Annotated in this window: 11 protein-coding genes; 6 read left to right on the forward strand and 5 right to left on the reverse strand. The window is 44.5% G+C overall.

Translation table 11 applies throughout. The features are described from left to right. Positions 1-152 precede the first annotated feature (152 nt). The 4 genes from GMES_RS02955 to GMES_RS02970 form a co-directional block, all read right to left on the reverse strand. Positions 153-3,134: a TonB-dependent receptor gene (locus GMES_RS02955; RefSeq protein WP_006991084.1), complete on the reverse strand. Its 2,982-nt coding sequence runs from the start codon at positions 3,132-3,134 to the stop codon at positions 153-155. Between the two features lie 669 nt (positions 3,135-3,803). Continuing rightward, positions 3,804-4,862 carry a hypothetical protein gene (locus tag GMES_RS02960; RefSeq protein ID WP_006991085.1) on the reverse strand — a complete coding sequence of 353 codons (1,059 nt, stop codon included), beginning with the start codon at positions 4,860-4,862 and terminating at the stop codon, positions 3,804-3,806. A gap of 89 nt (positions 4,863-4,951) precedes the next feature. Further along, a complete protein-coding gene (locus tag GMES_RS02965) occupies positions 4,952-5,371 on the reverse strand; it encodes a hypothetical protein (protein ID WP_006991086.1) in 420 nt (139 codons plus the stop codon). Between the two features lie 178 nt (positions 5,372-5,549). Continuing rightward, a complete protein-coding gene (locus tag GMES_RS02970) occupies positions 5,550-7,805 on the reverse strand; it encodes a TonB-dependent receptor (protein WP_006991087.1) in 2,256 nt (751 codons plus the stop codon). 358 nt (positions 7,806-8,163) lie between these two features. On the opposite strand from GMES_RS02970, the gene ylqF reads away from it, so the two are divergent. Continuing rightward, the gene (ylqF, locus tag GMES_RS02975) at positions 8,164-9,168 is read left to right on the forward strand and encodes a ribosome biogenesis GTPase YlqF (RefSeq protein WP_006991088.1); all 1,005 of its coding nucleotides are present in this window, start codon (positions 8,164-8,166) and stop codon (positions 9,166-9,168) included. Between the two features lie 4 nt (positions 9,169-9,172). On the opposite strand, the gene GMES_RS02980 is transcribed toward ylqF, so the two are convergent. Next, positions 9,173-10,207 (reverse strand): Gfo/Idh/MocA family protein, encoded by a 1,035-nt coding sequence (locus tag GMES_RS02980; protein WP_006991089.1) that lies wholly within the window; start codon positions 10,205-10,207, stop codon positions 9,173-9,175. A 234-nt stretch (positions 10,208-10,441) separates the two neighbouring features. Between GMES_RS02980 and GMES_RS02985 the strand changes: the two genes are divergently transcribed. From GMES_RS02985 to GMES_RS03005, 5 genes are all read left to right on the forward strand, one after another. After that, a complete protein-coding gene (locus tag GMES_RS02985; RefSeq protein ID WP_006991090.1) occupies positions 10,442-10,837 on the forward strand; it encodes a DUF3718 domain-containing protein in 396 nt (131 codons plus the stop codon). A 465-nt stretch (positions 10,838-11,302) separates the two neighbouring features. Beyond that, positions 11,303-13,189: a GGDEF domain-containing protein gene (locus GMES_RS02990; protein WP_226990236.1), complete on the forward strand. Its 1,887-nt coding sequence runs from the start codon at positions 11,303-11,305 to the stop codon at positions 13,187-13,189. Between the two features lie 19 nt (positions 13,190-13,208). Beyond that, complete coding sequence (locus tag GMES_RS02995; RefSeq protein WP_039986384.1) at positions 13,209-15,566, forward strand: DNA polymerase II; 2,358 nt, start codon at positions 13,209-13,211, stop codon at positions 15,564-15,566. Positions 15,567-15,619: 53 nt separating this feature from the next. After that, the gene (locus GMES_RS03000; RefSeq protein WP_006991093.1) at positions 15,620-16,009 is read left to right on the forward strand and encodes a response regulator; all 390 of its coding nucleotides are present in this window, start codon (positions 15,620-15,622) and stop codon (positions 16,007-16,009) included. A gap of 18 nt (positions 16,010-16,027) precedes the next feature. Beyond that, positions 16,028-17,155 (forward strand): MalY/PatB family protein, encoded by a 1,128-nt coding sequence (locus GMES_RS03005; protein ID WP_006991094.1) that lies wholly within the window; start codon positions 16,028-16,030, stop codon positions 17,153-17,155. Positions 17,156-17,199 lie beyond the last annotated feature (44 nt).

Genomic DNA, 17,199 nt, shown 5'->3' on the forward strand with positions numbered 1-17,199 from the left:
ATGGCCTTCGGATAAAGCCGCGCTTGTATAAGGCTGCATTTGAATCGACTGTATTTGAATAAAAAGAAGAGCCTATTGTATGAATAGGCTCTATGGTCTTCATGAGTAATGGGTACTCATTCAAGCGCGATTAACTAACGCGTTGAACCTAATTAGAACTTAGCTCTTACACCCACAGTCATTCGACGGTCTGCTTCGCTGTATTGCCAAATGCTACCCAGCTCAGTGACTTGACGAATAGGCTCGCCTGTCAGGTTCACTGCGTTTGCTACTAGCGTTATGTTTTCGTTAACATCGTAACTAGCAGAAAAGTCGAATTGGCCACGCGCATCCCGGTAGTTATTGCCTAACGTTGGGTCGTAGAATTCAGCACTAGGGTCCGTTCGGTTGTATATACCCGTTGCAAGAGCACCTACTGGGCGAACACGTTTCTCATCTTGGGTATCAAGGTACTCGTCACGCCAGTTGTATGCTAAGCGCACCTGCCATCCTTCGTACTCCCAATACACTTGAGCATTGACCGTGTTGTTAGAAATATCTAATAGTGGGTTACCATCTGGCTGCTCACTGTCCGCGTAGGTGTAGTTGGTGCTAATGCCTAGGCCAGACCATGCACCTGGTAATGAGCTAAATTGTTGTTGGTAGGCTAATTCAATACCAACGATTTTACCGCTACCGCCATTCACGTCAGTGTTAATAACAATACCGGTTAGGCCTGCATCGCGTTGGCCTTCAACATAGGCAAGGTCTTGATCACTTGAAGCGTAATTAACATTGGCTTGGCTAACACCAGCAGTATCGAGAAGACATACGTTAACGTATTCAGTTACGTTTTGTCCTTCAATAGTGTTTGCGCTTGCTTGACACGAACTGCTGCTAACAGTGAAGGATTCTACGTCTTTGTAGAAAATAGCCGCCGACATTAAGCCGCCTTGACCAAAGTAATGCTCAGCAGATAAATCGTATTGCGTTACGCGGTAAGGGTCTAATTTATAGGAGCCTTGTGTGCCCGTTACAATCGAGTTATCGACGTTTAATGCAGGACTCAGCTCACCAAATTCTGCTCGGCGCATCACTTTAGCTGCAGCAAAGCGTAGAATAGTTTCTTCAGTAAGATTGTACGTCGCATTAATGCTGGGCAAGAAGTCTGAATAGTCGTGTTCAGCTACGTCATTGAAAGTGCTCGAGGTTAAGTCTGTTGTCACATAACGGGCACCAATGATTGCGGTTAAACGATCAAAGTCCAAATTGAATTGGGTATATATGGCTTGAGTTTCTTCTTCAATTTTCGCGTAAGAACCTGTGTTGCGAGCCATGTTCTCGTCTAATGTGCCAGTCAACTCTAGATTGCTGCCAGCGAGCATTTGTTTTACTCGGTCGTAGGTACCATTGATGTCATACGCTAATGCTGCACCGTCATACACAAAGTAATTGGTTAAGGCGTTATTACCTGAAATACCAGCTTGATCGAATGAGTTTGAGTGATTAATGGCCTTGAACCCACCGAAGGCGTCATTGAAATCACCTATCCAAGTTGGTGTAACAACACCGTCATACGATACGCTCGTTTGCAAGTTTTTAAGCTCATCGCCGTTGTTTCTAAGATCGAATCTGTCTAGTTCATACTCGCTATCTGTGGTGCGCACACCGGCTTTAATCGAGCGAAGGAAGTCCAAACCGGCAAACGGTTCAATGTATTCCACGTCGAAACGAATAGCGGTTTCTTCGTTGTCTTCTGAGTAGCGTTGATGCGTGAATTGACGAATAGCCAAGTTATCTGGGTCAAGAAGGGCATCCTGGTCTGAAAATGCAAGCCCCGGTACTTGATCACCGTCTTGGGTCATGGTGATGGTGAATAAATGCTCAGTGATGGTGCCGTCGGCATCATATTGTTCGCGAGAAATAGGACGCAAGTTAAATTCAGAGTTTCTACGTTTTGCCTCAGACTTAGCGTATGAAATTTCGCCAGATACTTTTATCTGATCTGTTAGCTGAAATTCACCGCCCAATGCATTAGAGAACGATTCATTAGTGGTAAAGTCAGACCAGGTTTTAGGCTGCACAAATACACTGCCTGAACCGAAATTATGCAGTTGCCCTTGACCGTCGCCGTAGGCGTTATCAAGCACCAAATCACTGTAGTCTTTACTGTCATTCAGCACTGAGTAAGCTTCTTGGCCGCCGTCGAGTTCTGTGGTGTTAATGTCTAAATAAATAAAACCATCAGTGTCTTTAGGTGCCCATTGTAAGGACAATCCTAATGCCGTACGTTCACGCTTCTCGGTTTTCTGTTCAACCGTGTTTTGGCTTCTGACGAGGTAATTGCCGCTTGCTGTGTTGGCTTGGTCGCTCGTGCCGTCACCATCTAAATCTAGTTCGGTAGGCGTCACCAGGTTGATGAATTCGTCGCGGCGTAACTCGCGATCCTGATATGCCACCACAAACGAGGCACCAAACGTACCTGCATCACCTAAATCCCAGTTCATGCCTGCTGCGGCATTGACCATAGGAGCCCAATTCTCAGTTTTGTCAGCGTACTCGCCATCTAAAGTGAGTGCGATAAGTGGCTCTTCTAGTTCAAGAGGTCGCACTGTGGTCATATTGATCGTGCCACCTAGCGCGCCTTCAATCATTTCAGGGGTAGGCGATTTAATCACTTCGACGGTTTTTAAGAAGCTAGAAGGGAAGTCGTCTAAGCTAATGCCGCCACGCCCACTACCAGAAGTTGAACGGCCATTTAATTCAACGCGGTTTTGAGAAATACCACGAATAGTGACAGATTCACCCACACCGAAATCAGTACTTATCGACACACCAGTGATTCTTTGTAGTGCTTCTGCAATGTTGTTGTCAGGCAATTTACCAATATCTTCAGCAACGATGGCGTCGACGATGCGCGAGTCAAAGCGCTTCTGACGTGCAGATTCGGCTAAACTGCCGGCGATACCTTTTACTTGAATCACTTCTAAATCTTCATTGGCTGAGGCATCTTCGCCTTGCGTTTGCGCGGCTAAAGAAGGCGCGATAAGCATAGCCGTTAATGCGGTGCCGAAAATCGCAATATTGCTGGCGGTTATTCTGGCTTTGTTAAATATGGCACTGACTTGATTGAGTTTCATGGTTGAGCGTTGCATAAAGTGTCCTTGTCCTGATTGGTATGACCAATATTGTATGTATCGAGTATCTTGGTTGAATTATTGGTATTCAAAACGGTGAGCGCATTTATATCTCATTAACCCTAAGTTTACAATTGTGTATTACCAATTAGTCTAAAATTTGTAATATATGTAGCTAAGTTGTTAGTTATATTGAATATTTATTTTTTGCAGAGAGTGGTGGAGGAGAATCGGAGTGTTATTTGGCTGGAACGTTATTTTACCCTGCAGCCGATCTTTAATCCTAATGAGTGTAATTAAGTGTATGAATTTAGTGGGTTATATTTTATTCGATGTTTGATGAGCTTTACTGAAAAGGATTACTATTTCCTTATTCGGTTAAGCGCTTAGAGGGGATTAAGTAAATATCAGATGCGTTAACTATTTACATTTATAGACGGTACGAAGGATTGCACAATTAACGAAAATAAGATGCTGCTAACACTTTTATTTATGTTATTGGTAATACAATTGTGTTTATTTGGTTAATAGCTGCTCAGTATATATCTTTTCGTTTTAGATAAATTGTATTTAAAAACGTTCGGCGCAGGTGGAAAGTATAAGGAAATTGATGTAGATGAGATAAGCGCCCAGTAGCTCGGGCATAAGAAGCGAGCTGCTGGGTTGCTTATACATTGCTGGCAAAGGTTAAAATGCTAACTGATAACCGAGTGTTAGCATGTTATCCATGTCCATTTGTATACCATTGGCGTGATAATTAATGGGTACCTGATATTCCAAACCAATTCTATGCTTGTTCATCAATACGGTATTCACCCCCATGGCGGCTTGTAAATTGTGACCGCCGTAATTTGCTGGATTTGCTGTCGTGACCGGGGCCATTATTTGGTTGTCTTGGCCCTTGATGTCCTCGCTGTGATTGTAAATCAGGCGTAGTGACAGACTCGTCGATTGGGGCAGTTGATATGCTAGCCAGCTGGACATTTGGTATTTGTCACCCACTGTGTAACCTTCATCATTACGCTCAAGGGGCGTGGTTGTGAGTGCTTGAGCCCCCCAGCTTAATTGCTCGTTTTTACCAGTGTAAGTTAAGCCAAACTCGGCTTGATCGCTGCCTGAACCCAGTTGCATAGAATAGGGTAAGCGCATGGTCATTCGCATGTTCATAGGGGTGAGAACATCATCGGTTTCATCCGTCGAGCCGTTTGCAATAACCCAAGCTAAGTTAAAATGCAGGTGATGACCTCCTTCGTCATATAAACGGTAAAGCAAGCCTAGTTTGCTGTCAGCCAAACCGGACACTTCAGTCGAAAACTGCCCTAGTGCTGTGCCACCCATCATGCCCTGAAACGTGGTTAAATCCATGTCGCGTTCTATGTAATTGAGCATGGCCATTAGTGTAATGTCATCGTTGGGCGCATACATAAAGCCCAACATATGCATATTGGACGTCATGTCTTTTGGCACTACGCGCACCGTGGCTGGTGGGGCAAAAGGATTAGCCACGCTGGTGGCAATATCACTGGCTGAAATACTTTTTTTGCCTTGTACCATGCCCGACATATTCATGTGCATAAACCGATAGGAAAACATGAATTCACCTGCAGCATGCATGTGATCCCCCATGACGCCGATGGGCGCATGATCATCTGGGTACAATGGGTTATGGTCGTTGTCTGAGTCGGCGAAAGCGACGGGGCAAGAAAGTGCTGCAAAACATGCACTTAGAATAGTTTTTTTGTTCATGTGTTTACTCTTATTCGCAATAGTTAACGTATGCCATTCGGCCACATTTTATTTTTTTGGTATCTTATTTTTAGTATCGATCGTTGCGTTTAAGAAAAAATGGGGGGAGCGCGGGTACTGGCTAAAATATATGGATGGGTTTTTACAAAAGAAAGATTAGGTAAAAAAAGACTATTTTGAGTGAGTGGGGCAACGCTAACAACGTTTGTTGCGACTAGCGCTTTATCATTGTGGCAATCGGCCAAATAGGCAAACGTACACTTAATACCATGGGCATTGGTGGGGGCGTCTTCTGGAGGCTGAATAAATTCTAATGTGCCCGTTTGCTCAAACGTGCTGAGTGAAATCCATTTAAATTCATGACCAGTACAAATCAGCACTGCATCGTCGTTGGCGAACGTTTGGGCTTGATTAATGATGCTATTAGACGCAAATAAAGCGCCTGTGGCATTGAACAACAAAGCGCACAACAGGAACATCTGCGCGAAATGCGTCAGCCAACCCACCATATTGCTGTGCTTTATTATGTGAATAAAATTGCCACGTTATGTCCGTTAACTTAGCGCTAGTCTACTGTTTCAAAAAAAGAAATTCTAGGGTTAATGGACGAAATTCAGGCAATAAAAAGGGACCTTTCGGCCCCTAAAATTTATTATCTGTGTGATTATTTACACACCGAGTAGCTGATTACATTTCAAATTCTTTCTTGAAACGTAAACCAAACTCACGTCTGTCATTACTTCTTACGATCCCTACAAAACCATTTTGTTGTAAGCGGCCTTGGTCGTAAATTTCATCTGTTACGTTTTCGCCGTAAAGGCTCAACGACCAGTCCCCATTTACAGAGGTGTAGTTGATATCAAAACCGAGAATACTGCGAGAATAAATCGTTTCGTTCGGGTTAAATACTGACTGGCCTTGCATCTCATCACGGAAGGAGTAATCCGCCTTAAATGCTAGCGTCGCGCCGCTGTCTAAATCCATGTAATAAGAAGGCGCTATCATCAGCGTCCACTCTGGTGTAAGGGCGGGTGAGTCACCAACGCCAACGCCGTTTACATTTTCGTCTACTTGAGTAATTTCAGCATCTAAGAAACCAACTGCAGCGCGAAGCGAGAAATTATCGGTTACGTCAACCGTGGCTTCAAGCTCGATACCTTTGGCTTCAGATTTACCCGCATTTTCTGTGATAGTTACAAAACCACCACCCGCTGTAGGGTCCGAGAAAGGCAATGCTAAGTCGTCGTATTTAGTGATGAATACTGCGGCAAGTAAAGAGACATTTTCAGCAAACTTACCTTTTAAACCGGTTTCGTAGTTGACGGATGTGGTTTCATCAAACTGTACGAACTGGTCAGAACCACCAAATGGACGCGGTGGGAAACCACCTGTTTGATAGCCTTTTTGTACTTGGGCGTATACGTTCAGGCCATTATCAAGTTGATAAGCGGCGTTGACATCCCAAGTGACTTCGCTGAATTCAGCACTTCGGTAGGCACGCTCGGCAAAGGACGGGAACACGGCATCCGCGTCTTTTTTATCTTTCGAATAACGCAAACCACCGCCCACGGTCAGTTTTTCTGACACGTCGTAAGACGCATTAGCGTAAATTGCGAATGCATCTGTTTCTTGATGTAAATCGAAGAAACCATAATCGCCACCGAACCCAGTTGGCGTGCCGTCATTATTCAATGCGCCTGGTGTATTGAACGGGCTAAATACCCAAGGCCCAGACTCTGTTGAGCCTTCTTCGTTGAAGAAATACACACCTGACACAAAGTCATAGTTGTCAAAGGTACCATTCACTTGCAGTTCTACTGAATATTGGTCAGCTTCACCTGTTTCAGGGAATTCAGATAAATTAAGGGGGGATGCATCATCATCAAGGCCGCCTTCATAATCAGAACTACGGAAGCTCGTAATCAACTTAGTGGCGTAGTTCTCATTAATATCCCAATTGGCGGTGATTGATGCGCCCCACCCAGCAGAAGCGGTAGACTCAAGGCCTGGTACTGTGGTGCCTAAGTCATCAGGATCTGAAGGAATTAAATCGGGCGTCAATAGTGCAAAGTCACCGTTGAAAATATCAGTTGGATCTGGGCTTGGGTCAGTAAATTCTATGGTATAAGGCGATTGACCACTTTCGTTGTCATAGCCATCTACTGCGAACAATAGTGAGAAGTTATTGCTGACGTTCCAGTTGGCAGATAAGCGACCACTGAATTCCTGCTCTTCACCAATTTCTTTTTCAGGGTTGGCCAGATTGACAGCCTTGCCGACACCATCGCGTTTTTTGAATGAACCGCTTGCCGCAATGCTCACGTCATCGTTAATGTCGCCATTAATATATAAATCAGCGGCTACACGACCAAGGGTGCCGACTTTTGCGGCCACACTGGCCATGGACTCATCACCCGGCTTTTTAGTAATGATATTAACCGCGCCACCTAGGGTGTTTCGACCATATAATGTGCCTTGTGGGCCACGTAATACTTCAACGCTTGCGATGTTAGGCAGGCTTAGGTTAGCGCCCATTTGGCGACCTAAATATACGCCATCAACGTACACGCCCACGCCGGGGTCGGTGGTGATGATGTGATCTTGCAAACCAATACCGCGAATAAAAATAGAAGCGTGGGCAGAGTTACCGCCACCGTAACGGCTGACGTTCAAGTTGGGCACGTATTTGCCCACATCATCTAAATTACTGATGTTGGCATCTTCCATGAAGCTATCGCTTAAAGACGTGATCGCAGTCGGCGATTCAAACAAGCTTTCTGTACGTTTACGAGCGGTAACTGTGATGTTTTCAAAGTCGTCGCTCGATGCTTGTTCGGTTTCTGTGGTTTGCGCGCCAACATGCCCTGCTAATGCTAAAGAAATAGCAGCGCCAAGTAAGCTAATGTTGCGTGAACGTGTGTGTGTGTTCTGTTGTGGGCCCAAGGGTGCTCTCCAAGTTGTTTGACGCGCAGCAGTATAAGAAGCTAAAAAGGTTTAACTGCTTGTTATAATCGCGTCATTATAATTATGGTTCTTTTTTACTCAGCATTGTGGCTATCATTACCAACAAAACACATGAGTAAAAAAAGGATATCGAGAGGGGTCTCTTAGGCGCGTAGTATAAACTAATGCGCTAATTATGTTTACGTATTATTACACTTTTTAAAGGCAACAATTTAGTGATATATCCTTCTGCGGGCTGGCGTAAAGGTTTATTTTTTAACACGGGCGCTACTGCATACCTTTGCTGCCTCGGTTAACGTACAATGCATTCTTTGAACACGCGAGAGAGCAGGGTTATATGTCGATTCATTGGTATCCTGGGCACATGCACAAAGCCCAGAAGGAAATAAAAGAGTTATTGCCACAAGTAGATTTACTGATAGAAGTGCTTGATGCGCGAATTCCTTATTCCAGTGAAAATCCCGCCATTGCAGCCATTCGCGGTGATACGCCCTGCATTAAGGTATTAAGTAAATCTGATTTAGCTGACCCAGACGTAACCGCAATGTGGCAAGCGCATCTTGAACAAGAACGCGGGGTGAAAACATTCACTACCACCACAGAACAACCGCAGAAAATGAAGCAGATCATCGATTTGTGCCGCAAAATGTTACCCGAAAAAGACGCCAGCATTAAGACCATTAATACCATGATTTGCGGTATTCCGAATGTGGGCAAGTCTACCCTTATCAATATACTGGCAGAGCGTATCATAGCCAAAACGGGGAATGAGCCGGCGGTGACAAAAGCTCAACAAAGGATCAACCTCGGCAGCGGGATTATTCTTTTCGATACGCCAGGTATTTTATGGCCTAAGGTTGAAAACCCGCAAAGTAGCTATCGTTTAGCCACAACCGGTGCAATTAAAGATACTGCGATGGAATATGATGACGTGGGCTTTTTTGCAGCAGATTATTTAATAAAGGCCTACCCAGATTTACTTAAAGAGCGCTACAAGCTTGAGCATATTCCGGATACGGAAATAGAGTTTCTCGAAATGGCTGCAGCCCAGCGCGGTGCATTGCGTGCAGGCGGGCGAGTGAATTTGCATAAGATATGCGAAGTCTTGGTTAACGAATTTCGCTCAGGCAAGTTAGGTCGCATTAGTCTTGAAACCCCTGAAATGATTGTGAAGGAAGAGGCTGAAATGGCCGCTGCTGAAGCAAAGAAAGCCGAAGAAAAAGCCTTGCGTAAAGAGCGCTTTAAAACCGGCTCGCTGACGCGTGATAAAAAGGCCCAGAAAGAACACCGTATCGAGCGCGTTCGACGCCGCAGTAAAGAGAAGCAAGCGCGCAAAAAATAACGGCTTATCGTATGGCGATCCCCTGCAGAATAGTGTGCATTTGATGCTGCAAAACTAAGCTGGTGGATAAGGGCATTAATTTGGCTTCTTTTTCACCAGCCAGAATACTTTTACTGGCAGCGTCTATTTCAAACTCGAAACCAAACCCAGCTCTTTTGTGGTGAAAATCATCTATCTTTTCATCTAGTTGAAATAAGCTACAACGGTCTGCACGCCAAAAGTCAGGTATTTCGATGTAACCATTTTCACCTATGATGTGCGCTGAATTTTGTAATCTTGCTCTGAAGGAGCAGGCTAATGTAGTGGTAACGTCAGGATATTGCGTGACAACTGTTAAGTCATCCTCTACACCGGTTTTAGCCCGTCTGTGGCTATAAATGCTGTGCTCGGACTGCTGACGGTTAAAAGGCTGGCGGGTAAACATCTGCGCTATGGCTAAGGTATAAATTCCCATATCCAACAGGCAGCCCCCAGCAAGCTCTGGGTTATACATGCGATCCCCTTCAACGTACTTTACCGGGTAACCAAAATCGGCTTTGATGTGAACGATTTTGCCAATGCGCCCCATATCTACCCATTCTTTTGCCTTGATAATAGCGGGCAAAAAATAGCTCCACATGCCTTCCATAAGAAAGCAGTCGTTGTGCTGTGCGATATCAATTAACTGTTGGCATTGTTCAGGTGTAACGGTTATTGGTTTTTCACACAGCACATGTTTGCCGGCATTAAGCGCTGCGCTTGCTTGCTCAAAATGAAAATTATGTGGTGTGGCAATGTAGATGGCATCTACGTTTGAGTGTTGATACAAGGCTTGGTAGCCCTGCAGCGCATTAGGTACGTTATAAATTTTTGCAAAGTTCTGTGCATCTTCAAGAGTGCGAGATGCAATGGCGCTTAGCTCGGCAAATTGCGAATGCTGTATGTCATTGCAGAATGTATGGGCAATGCGTCCTGCGCCTAATACACCCCAGCGAATTTTTTCTTTTTCTCTTAGCTCTTGTATTCCCGAGTCTTGTTTTTTCAGTTTTTGTTCCGCCATTACACACTCATATTCACCTTCAATAAATATAAACTTACCTGCTAAGGAAAACCTTTGCATTTGCGATTTTTTAAATTACCCAAGTCTAAATAGGTAGAAAACGAAATATGACCAATTATAAGGTATTAGGTGGCATACCTAAGTATCGCCTTATAGATTTTACCGCCGGCGGGATTGGGGTTTAATTGCCTCAACGAAACGAAATAACCCATTGAACTAACCGAGGAATTGACCATGTTGAAAATAGTTAAAACTTCTATCGCTATCGCCGCCACTTCATTATTTATGTCGGGTGCAGCACAAGCAGACGTAGCAGAAGCATTACAAAATATTTGTACCATAGTAAAAGCGGACGACAAAGGTGAGCTTCGTAAAAAAATGAAGCGTGTACAGTCTGACTATCGTTTGAAATTGCAAGATTATTACTCAGGTATTTCTTGCGGTGGCAACAGCTTAATTCGCACCGCCATGCTGAGCGATGCAGTTGAAGCAGGCACGCTATTGGTAAAGAAAATGCCTAAGAGTGAATTGTCTACCCCTGAGCAAGACGGCAAAACCGTTATCGCTTGGGCATCTGAAAATGGTTTGAACGGTTCACCTATTATGAGTGTGCTTAACGACCGCATTTAATTCTTATCACTGTCATCATGATACTTAGGTGAGCAGAGGTACCGATTTCAACATGGTAAGCAAGTAGCGCTACTTGCTCCTTAAAAAATGGCCCCTTTTGGGGCTATTTTTTTATCTGTTTTTATACCCTTCCGCGTTAATAAATGATGACTCAGCTAAAGTTTAAATAAGGGTTGCACATCCGAGGTTAACTGCTCAAGTGACGTGGAGTTAGTCGTTGTGGCTTTTCTTCAACGGCCGAATGAAATCATTTCCCTCTTAGTAAACAAAACATATGTTTACCAAACGAGCTTTAAACAGGGGATTTAGCACTAGCTAATTCAAGCGAAAGTAATCACTCACAATTCTACGAACTTATTTGTCCAAATCGGGTCTGCCTAATTATGTTTGTACCTAGTCTTTTGGACAATTTATATGCTATTTTGAGCTGATATTTCTGGGTGCTCGGGTTACAGAGGATAGCGATTGATCAAAGTTATATGGATTTGTATTGTGTTGATTTTTTCGGGTGTGGCAAACGTTTTTGCTGCCCAAGCTGTGGTGTATAGCTTTTCAGATGAATATCAATTCCTCACGTCAAGGCTAACCACTGAGCCTCAACAAGTCTTGACAGAGTTAATAAACTCAGCGCCGCAACGCGACGCAAGTAATGTGGTTAAAGCTGAGTACTATGCCATTTTAAGTGATACCTACTACGCGTTAACTTATCCGCAAAAAGCAATTGAGAGTGCGCAAAAAGGTTTGAGTTTTATCACTGAAGAATCAGAACCTTGGTTGTACCATAACTTGAAATTAATCGAAGCGACGGCGATAGAAATGGCGGGTGTGCCCATTGATGCGTTGTTGGCTGTCAATAAAGCGGTGGCGTGGGCACAAGATAATCACAACGAAGAAACATACATACTCGCTTTATACGTTCGGGGCTTGTTATTTACATCGTTGAACGAGTACAGCGGTGCAGCAGAGAACTTCTTAGAAGCCTATAGTTTGTCTACCCAATATACCGGCAAAATTTCCAAGGCTAATATTGCCGGTATGATTGGGGTTATGTACGAGAACCGTGGTGATTATAAACTGGCGATCCCCTATTACGCTGAAGCTGTTGCCCACGCACGTAAAAATAACGAACCACTGAATTTAAGCATTGTATTGTTTGGTCTAGGCTCAGCTAACTTTCGCGCAGGTAATATTGATTTAGGCGAAACACAACTTATTGAATCCGCGGATATTGCTCGTTCGTTGGATGACTCCCAAGGGGTTGGATATGCGCTCAAGCAGTTAGCAAAAATCAGTATAAAGAAACAAGACTATGCATTAGCTGAAAAGCGTTTGAAAAGAGCGGCAGAAATCTTTGCTGACAGCGAAAATAGACCGATAGATTTTCAGATTTCAAAAAGTTTGTTTGAAGTGGCCTTAGCCACGGGGGAACTCGATAAAGCCGAGCGACATCGCGATCGCGCGAAGGAATTCTTGAACCCTACCACCATGCCTAGCGACACCATAGAGATAGAGCAACTTGAAGCTGAATTGGCAGCAGCCCAGGGAGATCTAGCCGTGGCTTACGCACACATGCAGCAAGCCCTAACGTTGAGTAGTGAATATCATGCGACGAGAAACTCTGAACAACTTCATCGCTTGCGGGCCATTTATCGCGTGCGCGCCTCAGAACAGGAGAACAAGATACTAGAGCATCAAAATCGTTTACAGCGTTTTGCACTTAATTCTCAAGAGCAGCGCAATCTTTATTTGTGGGCGTTTCTGGGTATTCTGTTGCTAGTGTGTTGTTTATTAGCTGTGATGGTTTATCGGGTCAAGGCGCAAAGTAAGGCCCTTACAAAACTTGCGATCACAGATGATCTGACCGGCTTGTACAACAGGCGTCACATTATCGAGCAGCTTGATCGACAAGTAAATGCAGCGAACCGCTACAAGTATGATTTATGTGTGGCGATTATCGATTTAGATTTTTTTAAGAAGATCAACGACAGCTATGGCCATGCAGTGGGTGATCGTGTGTTAATTGAATTCAGTGATACATGCCGCACAAACCTACGGCAGTCCGATATTATTGGGCGCATTGGCGGCGAAGAATTTCTGGTCATTTTACCGCACACCAATTTGCAAGATGGGTATAATGCACTAGACGGTTTACGCCATAAAATATCTATGGTGAATAATGTGGTTGATATCAAAGATCTATCCATCAGTGCTTCAATTGGTTTGACATTCAATACCGATGGCCGCGAGAGCATGCAATTAATGGCCGATGCCGATACCGCACTCTATCAGGCCAAAACCCTAGGACGCGATCAGGTCGTGATCCATCCGCAGAGCACGCCAGTTAATTCGTAAGTAGGTTCACCAATCGATGATGGGAAATACTAATCGAGGATTTATTCTTACCTCGGATCAGCGCGATATTGGCGCAAAAACCTGTCTTGAATTTTGGTTATTGAGCGACAATGGGCCAATTAAAGTCACCACTGAAGCACAGCAGTCGGTTTTCTTTATCAGTCAGCAAGATACACAGAAAGTATCTGATATTTTGACCTCAAGTGAGCTCCGCTTTACCCTAAAGGCATTGCCATTAAAGCGGTTTGACCAACAGTTAGTCAGTGCGATTTACTTTGCTAGAACGAAGCAAGCTTATGCTGCCAAAGAGCGTTTAAGAGTGCATGAGGTGACGTTTTACGAAGCCGATATACGCTTAGCTGACAGATATTTAATGGAGCGCTTTATCTATGCAAGCGCCGATATCAGCGGTGTTCAGCAAGGAACATCGCCTTATGTCACCTATACCCAAAGCCACTTAAAACCTGCCCAGTACACCCCGACTTTTTCAGTGCTGTCAATTGATATTGAGTGCAGTGAAAAAGGGGAGCTGTATTCAATCGGCCTGGCGCAGAGTAACTACCAAACAGTGTTTATGATTGGTGAAGCCGAAAAAAGCCCGGAGTGGTTGCAATGGGTTAATAATGAAGAGGCGCTAATACGGTCTTTTATTTCTGAGGTTAACCATATTGATCCAGATATTATCATTGGTTGGAATGTGGTTAATTTTGATTTCCGGCTGCTTATCGAGCGCGCCCAATTGTATAATCTGAAGCTTACGTTAGGCCGAGGTGGCGAAGCCGTTTACTGGCGAGATGCGCTAAATGAAGTGAATCAAGGTTATATCAGCATGCCTGGCCGAGTGGTGATAGACGGTATCGATGCGCTTAAAACTGCAACGTATCAATTTAGCAGTTTCAGCTTGGAGTTTGTAGCTCAAACGCTGTTGGGTAAAGGCAAACTCACGGATGATGTTGATGACAGACTCGCTAAAATTAAATACGATTTTTTACACAACAAAGTCAAACTAGCTGAATATAATCTGCAAGACTGCCAACTCGTGCTCGAGATTTTTGAGCATACAAAAATGTTGGACTTTTTGACATTGCGCAGTCAGTTAACAGGCCTTGAGTTAAACCGTGTAGGCGGCTCAGTGGCTGCTTTTGTCAATCTGTATTTACCGAAACTGCATCGCGCAGGATACGTATCGCCAAACCGCCCTATTGACGGTGGGTTAGCCAGCCCAGGTGGATACGTAATGACCTCACAGCCGGGTCTTTATCGCAATGTGCTCGTGCTCGATTTTAAGAGTTTGTATCCGTCAATCATCCGTACCTTTAAGATAGATCCCCTTGGTCTGGTAGAAGGCCTGCGGCATCCGGAGACCGGCATACAAGGCTTTAAAAATGCTGTTTTCTCCCGAGAGCAGCATTTCTTGCCAGATATCATCACCTCTTTATGGCAACAAAGGGATACTGCCAAACGCGATCAAGATGCGGCGCGCTCTCAAGCGATTAAGATACTAATGAATTCGTTTTATGGGGTGCTTGGCTCGGGCGGCTGCCCTTTTTACGACACACGATTGGCCAGTTCAATTACGTTGCGCGGTCATGAAATCATGCAAACTACCGCCACTTGGGTTGAAAGCATGGGCTACAAGGTAATTTATGGCGATACCGATTCCATTTTCGTTTGGCTGGGTGATGCTATCGGCGCTGATGAAGGGCATGACATCGGGCAGAAATTGCAGGGTGAAATTAATCAGCGTTGGACCCAGTCCATCACCGAACAACACCAATTACAGAGTTATCTTGAAATTGAATTTGAAACCCAGTTTGAGCGCTTTCTTATGCCGACAATTCGTGGTTCTGAGCTGGGTAGCAAGAAACGTTATGCCGGTTTAAAAAGGCAAACGGAAGGCCCTGACGAGCTAATTTTCAAAGGATTAGAGTCGGTACGCTCAGATTGGACGCCTATGGCAAAGTCGTTCCAGCTGGCGTTATACGAGCGGGTCTTTGCGGATCAAGATGTGAAAGACTATGTGCTGCACGTCGTAGAGCAAACACGAAATGGGGAGTTGGATGAACAACTGGTATATCGCAAGAGGATCAGGCGTCCGCTGGTGCAATATACCAAAAACGTCCCACCCCACGTTAAGGCAGCGCGCCTAGCGGACGAACAGAATCAGCAATTGGGCAAACCCCTGCGCTATCAACATAAAGGGCAAATTGCTTATGTGATTACCTTAAATGGCGCGCAGCCTATTGAGTATCAAAACAGTGCGCTAGATTACGAGCATTATATTGATAAGCAAATACGACCTATTGCTGAGAGTATTTTGCCCTTTATCGGGCTATCTTTTACTGAGATAACCAGTGCTCAATTGGGTTTATTTTAGTAAGCTAAGCACCTCGCCTTGGTTTCAATTGTGGTAAATTTTAAGGAGAAAATGTGCACGATGTAAATGTAATGATAATTGATGATGATGATATTACCCTAACATTGCTTGAGCACATTGTGGATGAATTGGTCAGTGGTGAAATACTTGTTTTCTCAAGCAGTATTAAGGCCCATGCTTTTTTGTTGACTGAAGATGCACAACGTATCAATTTGGTGATTTGTGACTGGCAAATGCCCAGTGTCAGTGGTATTAAAATTCTAGAAACCTTGCGTGTAAAATTGGAAGATTGTCCTTTTTTGATGGTAACGGCAATGCCTACCCGGGATTTAGTGATGGGCGCCAAACGCCTTGGTGTCTCGGATTTCATCGCCAAGCCTTTCAGTTCCGATGAGCTCACTCAGAAGCTATCAACACTACTTGAGAAAATTAGTCCAGCCTAAAAAGAGATGTATTGAATTATGCAGTTTGACAAAATTATTGATAGAACCCCCTCTAATGCTTACAAATGGGAACGCTACAAAGGCCGAGATATTCTCCCTATGTGGATTGCCGACACAGAGTTTCGCTGTGCAGAGCCTATTCTTGATGCTTTAAAAGCTCGTGCTGAACATGGATTACTCGGCTACACCTTGCCTAATCACGCAACAGGCGCAATTCAAGCTGTGGTTGATTGGATGGCCAAACAATATGATTGGAAAATTGAGCCACAGTGGCTGGTTTGGACCCCAGGGGTCGTGCCTGGCTTTAACATGGCGTGCCAAGCTTTCTGCCAGCCCGGCGACAAGGTTATTGTGCAAACACCAAATTACCCGCCTATGTTGGCGGCCCCAAAACTGAATGGGTTGGCGCGTGCTGATGTACCCACTGTGGAAGTGGATGGCAAGTGGATGCTTGATTTTGACGTGCTAGAGCAGCACGCTAAAGATCCAAAATGCACCTTATTTATTTTGTGCAACCCAATGAACCCAGTGGGTAGTGTGTTAGACGAGGCGCAACTTACTCGGGTGGCAGACATGTGCGCAGCGAATAATGTGATGCTCTGTTCTGATGAAATTCACTGTGATCTGATTCTTGATAAAGAAGCTACACATATCCCTGCGGGTAAACTCGCCAGTGCAGAAAATAATTCAGTCACGCTAATGGCAGCCAGTAAAACCTTTAACGTAGCCGGTTTGGGCACGTCATTTGCGATTATTCCTGATGCGAAAGTGCGTCAGCGTTTTACTCAAGCAGGGCAAGGGTTAGTACCTTGGGTGAACGTAATGGGCTTAGCTGCAACAGAAGCGGCGTTTACTCAGTGTGATGATTGGTTGGCTGCCCAGTTAGATTACTTACGCGCTAATCGTGATTACTTAGTGGAGCAAATCAACCAAATCGAAGGGTTACGCGTTATTGCCCCCCAAGCGACCTTCCTCGCTTGGATCGACGCTAGCGGCTTAGGCGTGGAAAACCCCCAAGCGTATTTTGAAGAAAAAGGTGTTGGGCCATCACCCGGTATTGATTTTGGAGATAAACAATTTGTACGCATTAACTTCGGCTGCCCCCGTTCACAACTAGAGCAAGCGATTAACTGTCTTAAAGCTTAACCTTTTTATAAGCGAATACGAAAAAGGCGCTAGACCCGTGCAGG

The organism is Paraglaciecola mesophila KMM 241 (assembly GCF_000315015.1).
Taxonomy (GTDB): Bacteria; Pseudomonadota; Gammaproteobacteria; order Enterobacterales; family Alteromonadaceae; genus Paraglaciecola; species Paraglaciecola mesophila.

Coding starts and splice junctions, on each gene's coding strand:
- GMES_RS02955 (WP_006991084.1), bottom strand. CDS start 3,134: ATGCAACGCTCAACCATGAAACTCAATCAAGTCAGTGCCATATTTAAC.
- GMES_RS02960 (WP_006991085.1), bottom strand. CDS start 4,862: ATGAACAAAAAAACTATTCTAAGTGCATGTTTTGCAGCACTTTCTTGC.
- GMES_RS03005 (WP_006991094.1), top strand. CDS start 16,028: ATGCAGTTTGACAAAATTATTGATAGAACCCCCTCTAATGCTTACAAA.
- GMES_RS02985 (WP_006991090.1), top strand. CDS start 10,442: ATGTTGAAAATAGTTAAAACTTCTATCGCTATCGCCGCCACTTCATTA.
- GMES_RS02980 (WP_006991089.1), bottom strand. CDS start 10,207: ATGGCGGAACAAAAACTGAAAAAACAAGACTCGGGAATACAAGAGCTA.
- GMES_RS02995 (WP_039986384.1), top strand. CDS start 13,209: ATGGGAAATACTAATCGAGGATTTATTCTTACCTCGGATCAGCGCGAT.
- ylqF (WP_006991088.1), top strand. CDS start 8,164: ATGTCGATTCATTGGTATCCTGGGCACATGCACAAAGCCCAGAAGGAA.
- GMES_RS02965 (WP_006991086.1), bottom strand. CDS start 5,371: ATGGTGGGTTGGCTGACGCATTTCGCGCAGATGTTCCTGTTGTGCGCT.